Here is a 17,085-nt window from a genome sequence, read left to right as displayed (position 1 = left end):
GGGCAGGCGGCCCGGGGATTTGGCGGGAATTAAAACGGACCTGCCTTAAGCGCCCTTTCTGAGGGTTTCTATCGCTTGCAGCAGGTCCCGGTTGAGGTTGTTGAACCAGTCCTTAAGTTCCTGGTTTTTCTCCGCCTTTTCGTTGTTGGACCGGATCATGTCGCTCAGTGCGCTGATGGCGTGTTCTCTGTCCGTCATTAATTCATCACCTTCCTTTGATTATTAATATACAGCAAGCACGTTAAATGTCAATGAAAAATATATTAATTTTTTGGAGGGCTTGCCAAATGTCCCAACTTGTACAGGCTGAAATAACCGGGCACGCAGAACCGGTACCCGGTGTGAGTAGGATTGAATTTTATGCTCCGGGCCTGGCCCGGGCGGCCGGCCCCGGCCAGTTCGTACATGTTCGCTGTGGGGAGGGCAGCGATCCGCTGCTGCGCCGCCCCATCAGTATTCATGCCGTGGACCGGCAGGCCGGTACCGTAAAGATTATGTTCCAGGTGGTGGGGAAAGGAACCGCCTGGCTGGCCCGGCAAAAAAAAGGCTTGCTCGACGTCATGGGGCCGCTGGGCCGTGGCTTTACGACGGGTCAGACCCGTCGTAACTGTGTTGTGGTGGGGGGCGGCATTGGCGCTGCGCCGCTGTACTTCTTGCTGCAGGAACTGGCGCGGGAGGGCTGCGCCCGGCAGGTCAAGGTGCTTTTGGGCGCTCGTAACGCCGGCCGGCTGTTGATCAAGGAAGAAACGGAAAGGCTGGGTTTTGCGGTACGCGTGGCCACGGACGACGGGTCGGCCGGGCACGGCGGACCGGTAACGGAGTTACTGTCTGAAGAATTGCAGGCAAACCCCGGTTTTATTTACGCCTGCGGCCCGGTGCCCATGTTGCGGGCGGTCTGCGGTATGCTGGAAAGCGCCGGGGTGCCGGGTGAAGTTTCGGTGGAAGAGAGGATGGCCTGCGGCGTGGGCGCCTGCCTGGCCTGTGCCTGCCGGGTGCGGGAAGCCGCCGGCGGGGAAAACTACCGCCGGACCTGTGTAGACGGACCGGTATTTGCCGCCGAGGAGGTGGTCTGGTGATGAATACGTCGGTAAACCTGGGCGGGATTAAAATGAAAAACCCCGTGACCACCGCCTCGGGGACCTTCGGATTCGGTCTGGAATACCAGCCTTATGTTGACCTGCAGCGGCTGGGAGCAATCATTGTAAAAGGTACCACTCCTAAACCCCGGGCGGGCAACCCGCCGCCGCGCATTGTCGAAACGCCGTCCGGGATGCTCAACGCCATAGGGCTGCAAAATCCGGGCGTGGAGCGGGTGGCCGGGGAGATAATGCCTCGCCTGGCGGAGTTAGGTGTGCCGGTGATCGTGAACATTGCCGGGGATACCGTGGAAGACTATGCCCTGGTGGCCCGCAGGCTGGACGGTGTGCCCGGGGTGGCGGGGCTGGAGATCAACATTTCCTGTCCCAACGTAAAAAAAGGGGGCATCCAGTTTGGTAGCGACCCGCGCACCGCGGTCGAGGTGACCCGGGCGGTAAAGTCGGTTACCGGGCTGCCCGTGATCGTGAAATTATCGCCCAACGTGACCGACCTGGTGGGTATGGCCGAGGCGGTGGCGGAAGCGGGGGCGGACGCCCTTTCCATGATCAACACGCTGCTGGGGGTGGTTATTGATGTGGACAGGCGCAGGCCGGTGCTGGGCAACATCACCGGGGGGTTGAGCGGTCCTGCGGTGCGCCCGGTGGCGGTGCGGGCGGTCTGGCAGGTATACCGGGCGGTATCTCTGCCCATCCTGGGTATGGGCGGTATCATGACGGCCCGGGATGCCCTGGAATTCATCCTGGCCGGGGCCACGGCGGTGGCGGTGGGCACCGCCAATTTCGTCAACCCCCGGGCCACCGTGGAAATAGTGGAGGGCATTGAAACCTATATGCGGGAAAACGGTTTTTCAGACATAAGCGAACTGGTGGGTCTGGCCCACCGGGCTTGATATTTTTTATAGTGCTTACAAAAAATATTAAACGCTTTCCCATGTGTGATCTGCCGATAATAGACCGTAAAATGGGGACTGGCTCCGATTCGTTATGTGAATCGGTGCCTGTCCCCATTTTATCGGAACCAGTCCCCTTTTGGGTATACTGACGCACAGAGGGGATAAAAAACCCGCCTGAATTTACGAAGACATCAGGCGGGCTTTGCTGTTTCCGGTATGGGTTACCTTACTTGTTTCCTTCCTGTGATTGCCCCCCATTTACGTCAGCCGGCGGGGTTAAATCCAGTTCTTCAGCTTGCAGGGCTTCTTCCGGCAGTGTAATGTTGATTTCCTGGTTGTAATCCGAGTATTTAAAATCATACTCCACCCGGATGGACTTGATGGGGAAGGGCTGCCCCTGGAACTTGTCGGCGTAAGTGACTACCGAAAAGTTCTTGACCTGCACAGGCAGGTAAGTTTCCTTATCCACATACATTTTGCCGAGGTAACTTACGGATTTCAACAAACCCCCGGCCTGGCTCACGGTTTGCTGCAACTGACTGTTAAACTGGCCCAGGGCAGCCAGCATTTGGGAGAAGTCTTTTATTTCCCCGTAGAATGCCATTTTGATGACTTCCCGGTCACCGAGGTTTTCCTCACCCAGGTATCTGAAGTGGAACATCTTTTTCATTTCCTCGGATAGCGGGTTGGATTGCTGTTTGAGCAAATCCATCATATTGGGAAGCATATCTTTCGGGATTCTCTTCCAGGAGGCTTTGTTGGTTGCTGGGTCCGGCATGTTCATAAATATACCTTCGTTGGTCATGTATTGTTCCACGGTGAAGCTTTTTTCTTCTCCTTTGACGGGAACGGCAGTTTCCATCACCATATGCATTCCTTTATCTAAGACCAGTTCACTTTGCATGCTTGCTTTGGTTTGCACATCCGGAGCCTGCCCCATATCCATTTGCATTTGCATATCTCCGGCCATGCGCAGGCTTTTAATGTCTTTGTTGGCTGTTTCGATTTTGGCGTTGATTTCCGCACACTCATCGGCGGTGCCAAACACGTTCACCAGTAATGCGGCCCCGGCGTCCGGCGTCATTGTCTGCTTGGCGTTTACTCCGGTTACCAGACCTTCGCTGACCATCCAACTGTAAGTATCATGGGCCCAGTGGCTGTCGGCCAGGGAAATTTTATCGCCAACGGCGCGGGCGGGTTCCACCCGGGGCAGGCCCAGTGCCCTGGCCACCATGACAACGGCCTCGGTTTGGGAGATGGCTTTATCGGGTTTGACGGTCCCATCGGCAAAACCCCTGATTATATCCGCGGATAACAAAGTTTTGATACTGTCCGCGTACCAGGCGTCCGCATTCACATCAGCAGGTAACTTTTCAACACTGTTTCCGTGCTGCAAGTCCGCTGCCTTGACCAGCATGGCGCCGAATTCGGCCCTGGTTAATTCAGCGCCCGGCTCGCCGGGCAGCACATCAAGTAATTGGGATTTTTGCAGGGGCGCGGCATAAGCCAGGGAACTGATGCTGAAAAGCAAAACGAAAACCAGGACAGTTATCCGGTTGATTTGTTTCATACGCATTTTTTCCTCCTTTAGTTGATTAATTGGCTGAAATTCCATATTTCACTTCTCCTGTAAATCTTTAAAAATTATAACACAGGCAAAGGGTTATTTGTGACACTTTGTTTTCTAAAAAACCGGTTCCGGGCGTTGGAATGTTGTATAATCTTTTTCCAACATTTCAATACCCGGCACCGGTTTAGGTGGAGGTTTACTTTTTCCTTTGCAGTTCCGCGGCCAGCATTTGCGCGATGTCCTGGTCTTGTTTTCTCAGCGCGGCCAGATACATGAATACGCTGCCGGGGTAATGAATGTTTTCTTCCAGAATGGTATTCTCCAGGCAAGTGCGGGCCAGGGCGATGACGCAATCCGGGGAATGGTTGTCCTGGCATTCTTTGCACTGCCGGCAAGTTTCACCCAGGGCGGGGATAATGTTTTCAGCAAAGTAATGTTTCATGTCCGACTGGGGGATATGCTGGACCGCGCCGGGAATATCCAGGATGCCCTTTTGTTTGGCAAACTGCAGCGAGCGCAGGGCGAACCCCGCCATGCAGGCGGCGGGCTTACAGTCATCCGTACCGTTGTAATCGCACTCATTGCATATGTTTTGCAGCGGTTTAATCATGGCTTCCAGGTCTACATGCGCGGTAGTCCTGATTTGATTACTCATGCCCATTACTTCCCCTTTCCGTTTAAAAATGCCAGAAAATCCTGATCTGCAGATTCCTGCGGGCTATTGTCGCCCAGCAAACCCGGCGGTGGTGAAAAGGCTTCAAAGCCCAGCCGTGCAGCGGTCACTGCCAGGCGTTCCTTGGGCAAGGCCAGCTCGTCATACTGTTTAAGCACGTGTTCCAATATTTTAAAGACACCTTCCTTATGCACCCCGCCGGCCAACAGGCTGCCATGGAGGGGCTTGCTGCTGCCGCTGCGCCCGCCCAGGAAAATATTGAAGGTGCCTCCGCCCCGCGCGACTACTCCGAAATCAGCGCACAGCGGGTCGGTACAACCCCGGGGACAACCGGCCACGGCGATTTTGACATCCTTTGGCACCTCGCGGCCCAGGAATTTTTCCTGGATTTCAATACCCAGGTCAAGAGCGTCGCCCAGCGCCCGGGGGCATAGGGCGGAGTTGCCGGCACAGGCCTTGACGGCTCGCACGGCGCCCCCGTAGGGGGAAACCGCCAGGCCCAGTTCCGTCAAGCGTTGTTCCAGGCAGGACACTTTTGCTTCGTCCAGCACCGCCACCACCGTTTGCCGGCTGGTTAGTTTCAGCCTGAAAACGCCGCAATCTTGCGCAGCTTTACCCAGACCGGCAAATTGTTCAGGTATGAAAACGCCGCAGGCGGCCACAATGTTTATGGCATAAAGGCCGCATTTTTGCTTAAAGTACGCTTTACCCATTTTATACCTCCTTCGCCTCTTTTGATATTCCAATTGTATTATTGATAGCCGTAATAATCAAACAAAAGATTTATTCACCAGGTGAAAACAAGGCTTAACTCTCAAACAAAGGGAAATCATTGGCTTATGCCTAAATATAAAAGAAGGGATTGTGTATATATTCGTTGTTAGCGGGATGTGATGTTAATGAAAGTTTCACAATTTATGACCGGCAACCCTGTTACTTTGAAAGAAAGTGACACCATCAAGCAGGCTGCGGAACTGTTTACCCGCCATTTTATTGACGGGGCGCCCGTTGTTGACGGGGCCGGTAAAATAAGCGGCATTTTTACAAAAAATCACTTATACCGGGCCATTATCAACAGTTATGCCCCTGAAACAGCGGTCAGCTGTTTGATGAAAAGAGATGTTATCAGCATTGACGTGGACATGCCGGCGGAAAAAGCATGGCAGATAGCGCAAGAAAAGCATATCGGCAGGTTTCCCGTGGTTGACCGGAGCGGCGCCCTGGTGGCCATGATGACCCGAACCAACCTGGTTCGGGCGTTCAGTAAAACCACCGAGCTATACGAAGAACTTAATGCCGTAATCAATTCCTCATACGACGGTATCGTTGTGGTGGATGAAAGCGGGACTGTAGTGCAGCGCAACCGGGCTTTTGAAAAAATGGGCCTGCAGGTTAATGAGTCAATTATAAATTTTGCCAGGCAAGCAATAGAAAAAAGCAACGCAGTTACCCGGTTGTATCAACTCGAAGACGGCCGGGAACTTCTCCTTACGGCCAACCCGGTGCGCGGGAGTTCCGAGCGTAAAACTACCAAGGTGGTGATCAACTGTCGCGACATTTCGGAACTGAACAAGCTGCGCAGGGAGGTGGCCGCCAGCCGGGAATTGTCGGAAATATATCACTTGGAACTGGAAACCCTGCGAGCCAAATACCTGGGTCATACTCTGGTTTGTGAAAGCCAGGTGATGCGCAATATTCTGGATCTGGCCATCAGGGTAGCCAAAGTGGACTCCACCATCCTCATTCTGGGCGAATCCGGGGTGGGTAAAGATGTGGTCACCAGGTTGATTCACAAGGCCGGCAGGCGGTCGGCAGAACCATTTATCAGGATTAATTGCGGAGCCATACCGGAAAACCTGCTGGAATCCGAACTTTTCGGTTACCAACCGGGCGCGTTTACCGGGGCCAGGCGGGAGGGAAAGCCCGGGTTATTGGAACTGGCTCATAAGGGAACGCTGTTTTTGGATGAAATTGCCGAGCTGCCCCTGGCGCTGCAAGTCAAATTGCTTAATGTTATTCAGGACCGCGAGGTCACCCGTTTGGGCGGGGTGAAACCGATGCCGGTGGATGTCCGTATCATTGCGGCGACCAATAAAAACCTTGCTGCCATGGTCAAGAAGGGCCGGTTCCGGACCGACCTGTATTACCGCTTGCATGTTGTGCCCATTACCATACCGCCGTTGCGGGAACGGCGCAGCGATATTCCGGCCCTGGTAATCCACTTTCTGAGAAAATTCAATGAAAAGTATCACCTGAATAAAAGCATTTCCGCCGAGACCATGGAGTATCTTACGCGCTATCACTGGCCAGGCAATGTGCGCGAACTGGAAAACTTGATTGAGCGTTTGATGGTGATCAATACCCACGATACGATCGGTCCCCGGGACCTGCCCACGGTTTTTTTGCGGTCGGGCGGTAAAAGCACCTTAAATGCGGGAGAAAACGGCTGCGGTTCGGAAAAAGAATTGATCGAAGAGTTATACCGGAGGCTGCAAAGTACCCGGAAGGTGGCGGAAGTGCTGGGTGTGCATCAGTCCACCGTTGTAAGAAAAATGAAGAAATATAATATCAAAGTGATCAAAATAAATGAACAGCGTGTTTGATGCGATGCGAGGCGATGCATCAGGTGATGCAAAGCATCGTTTTTTTTGTTTCCGTGGCGCAGAAAAAACAGCCCGGGAGCCTTTCAGTGCCCGTATTATTGCTGGTATTGGACTTGCATATAAATATTGACAATAGTTTTTATAGTAATGAAATTTTAAATTTTCAAACACGTGAACCGGAGTTGTAATCTTGATTTCATTGGGTTTGGGCTTTGCGGGCATTGTTTAAGCCGGCGGCAAGACCCGGCCACGGGTGATGCATGCTGATGCACCTGATTGTAAAGAGGGGTGGTTGCAACGTATACTATTGCCAATATGCTGGAAATGTCGGCCGGTAAATACCCGCACCGAACGGCGCTGGTTTATCCGGCCAAAGGTCAGCGCTGGACATACCGGGATTGGGATGCTCAGGCAAACCGCCTGGCGGGTGCCCTTTTAAAACTGGGCATCAACAAGGGGGACAGGGTTTCAGTCTTTTTGGGCAACACCGGTGAGCTGGTTTCCACACTTTTTGCGGCGGCAAAAATTGGCGCGGTATTCAATCCGATTAATTGTAATTTAAGTGCCACCGAATTAACTTTTATTTTAAACCATGCCGAGTCCCGGGTGCTTGTTTTCGGGGCGGATGAACAAAAACGGGTGGACCGGGCGCGCGCTAAAATAAGGACTGTGGAACACTATATCTACGTTGACGATGCGCCTCCGGAATTTGCGCTTCCGTACTATCAGTTGACCGGGGTGGCTTGTGATGACCGACCCGCAATCCTGGTTTCGGAGAATGACTGGTATTCCATAATCTATACCAGCGGGACGACCGGCAAACCAAAGGGTGTGATTCACCGCCACCGGGACATTGTCGATCACAGCATGTGCATGATTGAATGTCAGAAGTTAACCTATCGCGACAGGGGGCTGTCCATTGACCCGCTGTATCACGCCGCCGAACTGCATTGTTTTTTTCTGCCCCGTGTGCATGTGGGGGCCGCCAACATTATATTGAAAAACTTTGACCCACAACTTGTCTGGCAGGTTTTGCAGGAAGAAAAAATTACCTTTATGTTCGCGGACCCTGCCAAATGCCGGGCTATCCTGCAGCATGCCCCCGCTGACTGTCGCCTGCCCCATTTGCGGGTGCTGGCCAACGGGGGGGCGCCGATGCCGCCGGCGCTGGCGGCCAGGTGTCGGGAGGTCTTTCGGTCGGATATTATTCATTTGTACGGGATGACCGAAATGGGACCGGTAATAACGGTGCTTTATCCCGAAGAGCAGGAAAGTAAGTCCGGTTCGGTGGGCAAGCCGTTGATTAACCATGAAATCAGGGTGGTACGTATCAGCGACGCATTTCCTTCCGACCCGCAGGATGCAGTGGAAACCGGGGTGCGTGGGGAGGTTGTCGTGCGGGGCGTCGGTATGATGCAGGGTTATTACAACCGGCCGGAAATGACCGCGGAGGCGTTGTACGGGGGGTGGTATCACACGGGGGACATCGGCAGCCTTGACGAGGATGGGTATTTGTGGTTGTCGGGACGCAGGGATGATGTCATTTTTTCCGGGGTGGACAACATCTACCCGCAGGAAATAGAGGAAGTTTTGCTGGAACACCCGGATGTGCTGGAAGCCGCGGTGGTGGGTGTGGAAATCGCTGATTGGGAAACAGAAATCGTAGCCTTCATAGTAAGCCAAAACCCTTCGCTGGCGCCGGGGGATATTAAAAATTATTTGCAGCAATGCGACAAGCTGGCGGGTTTTAAAATGCCCGGAGAGTATGTATTTATTGACAAGCTGCCCCGGGTAACCACGGGCAAGGTGCAAAAGCGCCTGCTGGCCAAACAATTCAAGCGCCTGTGCCTGGCCAATGCGCAATTTCAAAATGCAGAATGATTTAGGAGGTTTTTATCTTATGGAAAAGGTTTGGTTCAACAATTACCTGGCGGACACCCGGCGTACCTTGGATTATCCAGAAATACCGGTGCATCAATTTCTGGCGGACAGCGCCCGGCAATACCCGGATGTCAATGCAATTCTCTTTTTTGACCGTGGAATAACCTTCAAGGAATTGGACGATTTAACCAGCCGCTTTGCCACTTTTTTGCAAGACAGAGGTGTGCGCAAAGGGGACCGGGTGGCCATCATGGCGCCCAACTGCCCGCAAAATGTAATCTGCTTTTTCGGCACCCTGAAAACCGGTGCCGTAGTGGTGCAGCACAATCCCATGTACGTGGAGCGGGAGCTGGAACACCAGCTCAACGATTCCGGCAGCGAAACATTGGTATGTTTGGCCGATCTTTATCCCAAAGTGCAAAATGTTCGGGCCGAAACATCCCTGAAAAATGTCATTACTTTCAACATGGACGGGACACCCGTTTCCACCGGTGATGACACCGAGGATTTGAAAGACATCCTGGAAAAGTATGATGCGGCTTATGATCGTATTGGCGTCGGGCCCGAAGACCTGGCTCTTTTACAATACACCGGCGGCACCACGGGTGTGTCCAAGGGCTGTATGCTCACCCACCGCAACCTGGTGGCCAACGTATTGCAAACGGTGGAGGTGGTGGGGAAAAACTACCGCCGGGGCAACGACTGCGTCATCGGCGTGCTGCCGTTATTCCATGTTTACGGATTGACCTGTATCATGAATATGTCCGTGTATATGGGAGTAACCATGATCCTGTTTCCGCGCTTCGAACCGAAGGCGGTCATCGAGGCCATTCATAATTACAAGGTGGGCGTATATTTTGCCAGCCCCACCATGCTGATTGCCATCAACAACTACAAGGAAATCGGTAATTATGATTTGCGCTGCCTGCATACCTGCGTCAGCGGCTCGGCTCCCCTGCCCAATGAAGTTAAAGAAGCGTTTCGTAAATTGACCGGAGTGGAAGTGGTTGAAGCTTACGGGCTGTCGGAAGCCTCGCCCGTGACCCACAGCAACCCCGTCAACGGCAAGGTGAAGACGGGCAGCATCGGTCTGCCCATACCGGATACGGGCATGAAAGTCGTCGATATCAATACAGGCGAAGAGTGCACATTCCACCAGGCCGGTGAAATGTGGGTCAAGGGGCCGCAGGTCATGCGGGGCTACTGGAACCGCCCGGACGAAACCGTCAACGTATTTGCAGACGGCTGGCTGAAAACCGGCGACGTGGTGGAAGTGGATGACGAGGGTTATGTTTGTATTGTCAGCCGGAAAAAAGACGTTATCATCGCCGGGGGCTACAACATATACCCGGTGGAGGTGGAAGATGTGCTGTTTGCCCATCCCAAGGTTAAAGAATCGGTGGTGGTGGGCGTGCCCGACGCGTACCGGGGCGAAACGGTCAAAGCCTTCATAGTACTCAAGGAGGGGGAGACGGCCACGGAAGAGGAGATCATTTCCTACTGCCGAACCAAACTGGCGGCCTACAAGGTCCCGCGCCGGGTGGAATTCCGCGCCGAGCTGCCCAAATCCGCCGTGGGCAAAATACTTCGCCGCCTTCTGCGGGAGTAGAAGATAGATTCTAAACGCAGCGGGTACCGCCGGACCCGCAGGCGTTGTATTGTATAAACATGTAAAGCCGCCAATAAAGACACCCCGGGCTTTATGGTCCCGGGGTATCTTTGTGTCAAAATGAGATTGGTATCAATTTGAGATGCGCCGCTTTTTAGCGCTTGTACAGACTTTTTATGTCAAATTGAGAGCCGGGATGGGATACCGGGAGTGTTTATGTTATTGATCCGTCGTTGGCCGGGTATGACCCAAATGGGCTGAAGCCCTTGAAAAAAACGGTTTTTTTTACTATTTAAAAAATGAAATCCCAATCATTACACAGTGGCATGCGGGTTGCTTGTTAAAAAAGCAAGAAGGATTGCAGGTTGGTTTTGGTTTACAAATCAGAAGGATAGGAGTGATCTGCATGGCCAGACCTGCTTCGCATTACTACGATAATAGAATACATGTAAAAAGGGAATGGTGCAAGGGCTGCGGCATCTGCACCGTCCTCTGCGCCAAAAAAGTTCTTTTACTGGATAACCGGGGTAAGGCCGTGGTGGCAAACCCGGTGGCTTGCACCGGTTGCGGCAATTGTGAAACACACTGCCCCGACCTGGCCATTATGGTTGACCGGCCCGCCGCTAAAGACCGGGTGCCGGTGTATGCCGGGGAAGGTGCCCGGCCCGGCTGTTCCGGGGAAAGCAGGGATGATTCGCGGGTATAATACTATGGATATACACGCAAAAAGGGGGCGCTGAATATGAGCCAGGTTATTGAAATGGCCCGGTTGATGCAGGGCAATGAAGCCGTGGCCGAAGGGGCGCTGGCGGCCGGGGTGCGGTTTTTCGCGGGGTATCCCATTACCCCTTCCACGGAAATAGCCGAGATCATGGCCGATCGGCTGCCCCGGCTGGGCGGCAAGTTCATTCAGATGGAAGATGAAATTGCCGGTCTGGCTGCCGTTATCGGGGCGTCTCTGGCAGGCTTAAAAGCATTGACCGCCACCAGCGGGCCCGGATTTTCCTTGATGCAGGAAAACCTGGGTTTCGCCGCGATGGCGGAAGTGCCCTGCGTTATAGTGAATGTCCAGCGCAGCGGACCCAGCACGGGCATGCCCACGTCGCCCGCCCAGGGCGACGTGATGCAGGCTCGCTGGGGTACCCACGGCGACCACCCGGTTATCGTGCTTAGCCCGTCATCGGTGCGGGAGGCCTATGACCTGACCGTGCGGGCGGTCAATCTGGCGGAAAAATACCGGGTGCCGGTAATCCTGCTAATGGATGAAGTAGTCGGGCACCTGCGGGAAAAAGTGGTTCTGCCTGCCCGGGGCGAGGTGGAAACCGTTGACCGCCCGTCGCCCAAAGTGCCGCCCGGCGAATACGTTCCGTTCCGGCCGGAGGATAATCTGGTTCCCCCGATGGCCAATTTCGGTGAGGGATACCGCTATCATGTCACCGGCCTGGCCCATGATGAAAAGGGAACGCCCACCAATAACCCGGCACTGGCGGAACAATTGCTGCTGCGCTTACATGATAAAATTAACATGCACCTGGATGATATATTGCTTGATGACGCAAAATTCCTGGAAGATGCGGAAATAGTGGTACTGGCCTATGGTTCCACGGCCCGCCCGGCCCGGCGGGCCGTGAAGGAGGCTCGCGGCAGGGGAATCAAAGCGGGGCTGTACCGCCCGCTGACGCTGTGGCCTTTCCCTGCTAAGAAGGTGCGGGAACTGGCGGAACAGGCGCACAGTATTATAGTGCCGGAAATGAACCTGGGCCAGTACCGGCTGGAAGTGGAACGGGTGGTCCGGGACCGGGCCCGGGTGTCGGGCGTCAACCGGGTGCACGGTGAATTGATTGAGCCTGAAGAAATAACGGCGGCCATCCTGGAGGTGGTTTAAATGATGCAAGAATTACAAGGGTATCTGCGACTGGACAGATTTCCGCACATGTGGTGCCCCGGTTGTGGCAACGGTATTGTGTTGGGGTGCCTGCTCAGGGCTATTAAAAAACTGGAGCTGGATCAGGACCGGACAGTTATAGTCGGGGGCATCGGATGTTCCTCCAGGGCAGTGGGTTACCTTGATTTCAATACCCTGCATACCACGCACGGCCGGGCGCTGGCCTTTGCCACGGGAATAAAACTGGCCCGGCCCGAGCTGCATGTAATCGTGATAACCGGGGACGGGGACGCCACGGCCATTGGCGGCAATCACTTTATCCACGCGGCCCGGCGGAATATAGATTTGACTGTAGTGTTATTCAACAACAATATTTACGGTATGACCGGGGGGCAATACTCGCCGCTGACACCGGGCGGCAAAAAAGCTACCACGGCCCCTTACGGCACCATTGAGCATAATTTTGACGTGGCCGAACTGGCCCGCTCTGCCGGCGCCACTTATGTAGGCAGGAGCACCACTTATCACAGCAACCTGCTGGCGAATTTAATCGCCGCGGGGATCGAAAACAAGGGTTTTAGCCTGGTGGAAGCGATAACTGCTTGTCCCACGGCCTACGGGCGGCGCAATAAAATGCGCAGTGGTGCGGAAATGCTGCTGTGGCAAAAGGAAAACGCCGTACACGTCAAAAAGACCGAGCGTATGGCCCCTGCGGAACTGGCGGGGAAAATCGTCATCGGTGAACTGCATAAAAGGGAGGCGCCGGAATATACCGCCATGTATGAGCAGTTAATAGCCGAAGCCGGGCGGGAAACCGGAGGCGGGTCGGTGACCCCGCTGAAGGGAAGATAACGGGGGTGATGTCATGGGTAAAAGCATGGAACTGCGGTTAAGCGGCACCGGGGGGCAGGGACTGATCCTGGCCGGTATCATTATTGCCGATGCGGCCATCCGGGACGGCAAAAATTCCGTTCAATCCCAGTCCTACGGCCCGGAAGCCCGCGGTGGAGCCAGTCGGGCCGAGGTGATTATCAGTGACGAAGAGATCGACTACCCCCGTGTTGCGCACCCGAATGTGCTGTTGGTCATGAGTCAGGAGGCTTATGATAAGTTCGCGGCCGATCTTGACCGGGGCGGAGTGATGATTATAGATTCCACATATGTGCAGGAACGGCCCGGAATTGACGGCGCCGTATATACCCTGCCCATAAGCTCGACGGCCCGGGAACAGGTGGGTAGGGAAATGGTGGCCAATGTAGTGGCGCTGGGGGCGATGGTGCGGATCACCGGCGTCGTCTCCCGCCGGGCCTTGGCGGATGCGCTGCTGGCCCGAATCCCCCGGGGCACTGAGGAACTCAACCTCAAGGCGCTGGAAACGGGCTGGCAGCTGGCCGAAAAAGTATTGCACTGATTATTGCTAAATTTAATATATTGATAATAAGCGCACGGTGCTATATGATTTTATTACGGAGGCATTATTTATAAGCCTCCGTTTTTTAGATGGCTATATGCGGGGACTCCCAACCCCGCAGTCAAGAGTTTTTACCTCCGGAGGAAAGCAAATGCTTAGTTTGATGCAGGCCAAGGAAATGGAGCAGCGCGTATCGGAAGCTATCGCCGCTGCTTTGAAGGTGGAAGTGGAGATAATTGACGAAAACCTGGTGCGGGTGGCCGGTACGGGTAAGGTGCGGGCCGGGGTGGGTAACCGCCTGCTGCGCGGCCTGGTGAACAAGCACGTGTTGCAGACCGGTGAGCCCGTCTTCATCAATGAACCGGGTTACCATTCCATTTGCCTGTCCTGTCCTCTTTCGGGCACCTGTTTTTATTACGCCTATCTGGTTTATCCTATCCAGGTTGATAAAAAGGTTATCGGTACCATCAGCCTGGTGGCTTTTGACGAAACCCAGAAGCAGACCCTGACCGGTAATACGGACACCCTGCTTGACTTCGTGGGACGTATGGCCGACTTGATTGCCGGCAAGGTCGTGGAGCGGGAAATGGTGCGGGAAAAAATCGTCATGGCCAACAGGCTGGAAGCGGTGGTGGACGCGGCTTACGAGGGTGTGCTGGCCATAGACGAACACGGGGTGATCACTCACTGCAACCGCTCGGCAGCCAGGATGTTAGGCATCAGCAAGGAACAGTTGATCGGGCAGCCGGTGCGGGAAATTTTCACAGAAATGCCCCTGACTGAAGTGCTGCGCAAGGGTAAGGGGTTCAATTCGCGGGAATTTTTTATGAACCTGCATGGCCGGAAATTGCATTTTTTAATCACTGCCAGGCCCATTCGATCCGAAAGCGGTATTGCGGGGGTTGTGACCACTTTCAAGGATTTCCGCGAAGCTCAGAAAATGGCTTACCAGATCATCACCTCCCAGGAGATGCTGAACTTCGATGACATCATTGGTGAAAGCAAGGCCATCCGTGAAGTGAAATCGCAGGCCGCGAAAATAGCCCGCAGCAATTCCACCGTGCTGATAGTGGGTGAAAGCGGCACGGGCAAAGAGATTTTCGCCCGGGCTATCCATGCCGCCAGCCCACACGGCCATAAACCCTTTGTGCCCATTAACTGTGGGGCCATACCGGAGCACCTGCTGGAAAGCGAATTTTTCGGCTACGAGGAAGGGGCGTTCACCGGCGCCCGCCGGGGCGGCAAACCGGGCAAATTTGAACTGGCCAACGGCGGGACAATTTTTCTGGATGAAATCGGCAACATGTCTCTCTATTTGCAAGCCAAGCTGCTGCGGGTGCTGCAAGAAAGGCAAATTGAGCGGGTTGGCGGCACCCAGGTGATTCCGGTGGATATCCGGGTGATTGCCGCCACCAACAATGACTTGCAGGACATGGTGCGGCGGGGTCGTTTTCGTGAAGACCTTTATTACCGGCTCAGCGTTATTCCCCTGGTAGTTCCCCCGCTGCGGGAGCGCCGGGAAGATATCCCGCTTTTGCTGGAGTATTATATGCGGCGTTTTGCCAAATTGCTGGGTAAGAATATCACAGGTTTCAGTGCCCGGGCTTTGAAAATATGCCTGGAATATCCCTGGCCCGGCAATATCCGGGAGTTGATCAATGCCGTGGAATATGCTATAAATTTGGAGGAAGGTGCGCAAATTCTTCCGGAGAGCCTGCCGCCGCGCTTGCGTAACCGGGAGCAGCGCCTGGTTGTAAATTCGGTGGAAATCAAACCGCTGGAACAATTGGAAAAAGAGGCTATCAGCCGGGCGCTGGAACATTACGGCTGGACCGATGAGGGTAAAATGCGTGCCGCCGCGGCGTTGGGCATCAGCCGGGCCACCATATACCGCAAAATAAATAAATACCGTTTAAGCGAAAAAAAGGATTAAGTGTTTTATCATGTCAGATTCTTTTTAGTGTTTTTTTAGTATTTATCCTTTTGCAGGCAGGAATTTTTTTTGCAAAAAATGAATAGTACATTAAGTACAGCTACAAGCAACTTATAATATTTATAAAGATGTCTGTATCCTATTTCAAAAGATAGAAAGCAATGTATTTATAACCAATAAATGCAAGAAATATATTATCCATCAAACCGGCATTGGTACATAAAAGCAATTTATACGGAGGTGAAGCTTATTGACAGTTAATAAGCATGATAAACGTGACATAGCGCTGGACAGGACGGAAGAGTTGAAGCAGCGCATTGAGAGTTACCTGGAAGCGGCCAAATCCATTCCTACAGGTTTCAAGATGGAAGAAGAATATCAGGCCAGAAAAAAAGAATTGCTTCAGTTTTTCGGGGCCACGGAAGAAAATTGGCAGGACTGGCATTGGCAAATGCGTAACCGCATAAGTGATGTCGGCATGTTAAGGAAGTTGTGGTCCTTAACCGAGGAAGAAGCCGAACAGATAGAATCGGTAAGCGAAAAGTTTCGCTGGGCGGTTTCGCCGTATTACCTGAGCCTTATGGAACCCGGCAACCCCGGGTGTCCGGTCAGGATGCAGGGGATTCCCAGTATCCGTGAACTCCAGGATAACTGGGGCAAATTGGACCCCATGGCGGAAGAGTATACTTCGCCGGCCCCGCGCATCACCAGGCGTTACGCCGACCGGCTGATTATCAACGTCACCAACCAGTGTGCCATGTTTTGCCGGCATTGCCAGCGCAGGCGCAGCATCGGCGAGGTGGATAAGCCGGCGCCGGTGGAGGAGATCAAGGCGGCCATTGATTACATCCGCCAAAATCCGGAAGTGCGCGATGTTTTGATCACCGGCGGCGATCCCTTGACCCTATCCGATGAATGGCTTGATTGGATACTGTCCGAGTTGGATAAAATCGAGCACGTGGAAATAAAGCGGATAGGCAGTCGCACACCGGTAACCATGCCCCAGCGGATTACGCCGGAATTGTGCGCCATGCTGGAAAGCCACCATCCGCTGTATTTGAACACCCATTTCAACCATCCCAGGGAAGTAACCCAGGAGGCGCTCCGGGCGACCAGGATGCTGGCCAAGGCCGGGATATCACTGGGCAACCAGGCGGTATTGCTGAAAGGGATAAATAATGATCCCCATGTAATGAAAAAGTTAAATCACGAATTGTTGAAAATTCACGTGCGCCCGTACTATATATTCCACGCCAAGCCTGTTAAGGGTACAACCCATTTTGTCACCACCGTGCAGGAGGGTCTGGAAATCATGGAAAACCTGCGGGGTTACACTTCGGGTCTGGCCATACCGTGGTATATCATCAATGCCCCCGGCGGTGCCGGTAAAACGCCTCTGTTACCGCAATACCTGCTTACCATGGGCAAGGATTACGTGATGATCAGAACGTGGGAGGGCAAGGTTTTCCGGTGCGCCAACGGCAACATATAAAAGACATCGACCGCAACATTGCCGATCAATGGGTGAAA

Annotated in this window: 15 protein-coding genes; 11 read left to right on the top strand and 4 right to left on the bottom strand. The window is 53.7% G+C overall.

Annotation, left to right across the window (positions count from 1 at the left end; genetic code table 11):
* Positions 1–45: 45 nt before the first annotated feature.
* Positions 46–198: a peptidase gene (locus tag BM299_RS08940; RefSeq protein ID WP_092483167.1), complete on the bottom strand. Its 153-nt coding sequence runs from the start codon at positions 196–198 to the stop codon at positions 46–48.
* Positions 199–287: 89 nt separating this feature from the next.
* On the opposite strand from BM299_RS08940, the gene BM299_RS08935 reads away from it, so the two are divergent.
* Entirely contained in the window at positions 288–1,076 is a 789-nt protein-coding gene (locus BM299_RS08935) for a dihydroorotate dehydrogenase electron transfer subunit (RefSeq protein ID WP_165608243.1), read from the top strand.
* On the top strand, positions 1,076–1,987 hold the full coding sequence (locus BM299_RS08930) for a dihydroorotate dehydrogenase (protein ID WP_092483164.1): 912 nt from the start codon (positions 1,076–1,078) through the stop codon (positions 1,985–1,987). Before BM299_RS08935 ends, BM299_RS08930 begins: the two co-directional genes overlap by 1 nt.
* Positions 1,988–2,216: 229 nt before the next feature.
* Here BM299_RS08930 and BM299_RS08925 read toward each other — a convergent pair whose 3' ends face one another.
* The 3 genes from BM299_RS08925 to BM299_RS08915 all read right to left on the bottom strand — a co-directional run bounded on the left by BM299_RS08925 (position 2,217) and on the right by BM299_RS08915 (position 4,946).
* Positions 2,217–3,605 carry an S-layer homology domain-containing protein gene (locus BM299_RS08925; RefSeq protein ID WP_092483162.1) on the bottom strand — a complete coding sequence of 463 codons (1,389 nt, stop codon included), beginning with the start codon at positions 3,603–3,605 and terminating at the stop codon, positions 2,217–2,219.
* 151 nt (positions 3,606–3,756) lie between these two features.
* Positions 3,757–4,215 carry a hypothetical protein gene (locus BM299_RS08920; protein WP_092483211.1) on the bottom strand — a complete coding sequence of 153 codons (459 nt, stop codon included), beginning with the start codon at positions 4,213–4,215 and terminating at the stop codon, positions 3,757–3,759.
* A 5-nt stretch (positions 4,216–4,220) separates the two neighbouring features.
* Complete coding sequence (locus BM299_RS08915; protein ID WP_092483160.1) at positions 4,221–4,946, bottom strand: NAD(P)/FAD-dependent oxidoreductase; 726 nt, start codon at positions 4,944–4,946, stop codon at positions 4,221–4,223.
* 186 nt (positions 4,947–5,132) lie between these two features.
* Between BM299_RS08915 and BM299_RS08910 the strand changes: the two genes are divergently transcribed.
* From BM299_RS08910 to eam, 9 genes are all read left to right on the top strand, one after another.
* Positions 5,133–6,836: a sigma-54-dependent Fis family transcriptional regulator gene (locus BM299_RS08910; RefSeq protein WP_165608242.1), complete on the top strand. Its 1,704-nt coding sequence runs from the start codon at positions 5,133–5,135 to the stop codon at positions 6,834–6,836.
* A gap of 288 nt (positions 6,837–7,124) precedes the next feature.
* Entirely contained in the window at positions 7,125–8,717 is a 1,593-nt protein-coding gene (locus BM299_RS08905; protein WP_131820628.1) for a long-chain-fatty-acid--CoA ligase, read from the top strand.
* Between the two features lie 19 nt (positions 8,718–8,736).
* Positions 8,737–10,326: a long-chain-fatty-acid--CoA ligase gene (locus tag BM299_RS08900; RefSeq protein ID WP_092483155.1), complete on the top strand. Its 1,590-nt coding sequence runs from the start codon at positions 8,737–8,739 to the stop codon at positions 10,324–10,326.
* A 406-nt stretch (positions 10,327–10,732) separates the two neighbouring features.
* The gene (locus tag BM299_RS08895; RefSeq protein WP_092483153.1) at positions 10,733–11,032 is read left to right on the top strand and encodes a 4Fe-4S dicluster domain-containing protein; all 300 of its coding nucleotides are present in this window, start codon (positions 10,733–10,735) and stop codon (positions 11,030–11,032) included.
* 36 nt (positions 11,033–11,068) lie between these two features.
* Positions 11,069–12,211: a 2-oxoacid:acceptor oxidoreductase subunit alpha gene (locus BM299_RS08890; RefSeq protein WP_092483152.1), complete on the top strand. Its 1,143-nt coding sequence runs from the start codon at positions 11,069–11,071 to the stop codon at positions 12,209–12,211.
* Complete coding sequence (locus BM299_RS08885) at positions 12,212–13,063, top strand: 2-oxoacid:ferredoxin oxidoreductase subunit beta (RefSeq protein ID WP_092483150.1); 852 nt, start codon at positions 12,212–12,214, stop codon at positions 13,061–13,063.
* Between the two features lie 13 nt (positions 13,064–13,076).
* Positions 13,077–13,622 (top strand): 2-oxoacid:acceptor oxidoreductase family protein, encoded by a 546-nt coding sequence (locus BM299_RS08880; protein WP_092483148.1) that lies wholly within the window; start codon positions 13,077–13,079, stop codon positions 13,620–13,622.
* A 151-nt stretch (positions 13,623–13,773) separates the two neighbouring features.
* Complete coding sequence (locus BM299_RS08875) at positions 13,774–15,555, top strand: sigma-54-dependent Fis family transcriptional regulator (RefSeq protein WP_092483146.1); 1,782 nt, start codon at positions 13,774–13,776, stop codon at positions 15,553–15,555.
* A 250-nt stretch (positions 15,556–15,805) separates the two neighbouring features.
* The gene (eam, locus tag BM299_RS08870) at positions 15,806–17,047 is read left to right on the top strand and encodes a glutamate 2,3-aminomutase (protein ID WP_092483144.1); all 1,242 of its coding nucleotides are present in this window, start codon (positions 15,806–15,808) and stop codon (positions 17,045–17,047) included.
* Positions 17,048–17,085: the final 38 nt, after the last annotated feature.

The sequence above is a fragment of the Desulfoscipio geothermicus DSM 3669 genome, assembly GCF_900115975.1.
Taxonomy (GTDB): Bacteria; Bacillota; Desulfotomaculia; order Desulfotomaculales; family Desulfallaceae; genus Desulfoscipio; species Desulfoscipio geothermicus.
Note: the sequence above shows the minus strand (reverse complement) of the source record. Positions and strands in the feature narration are given on the sequence as shown.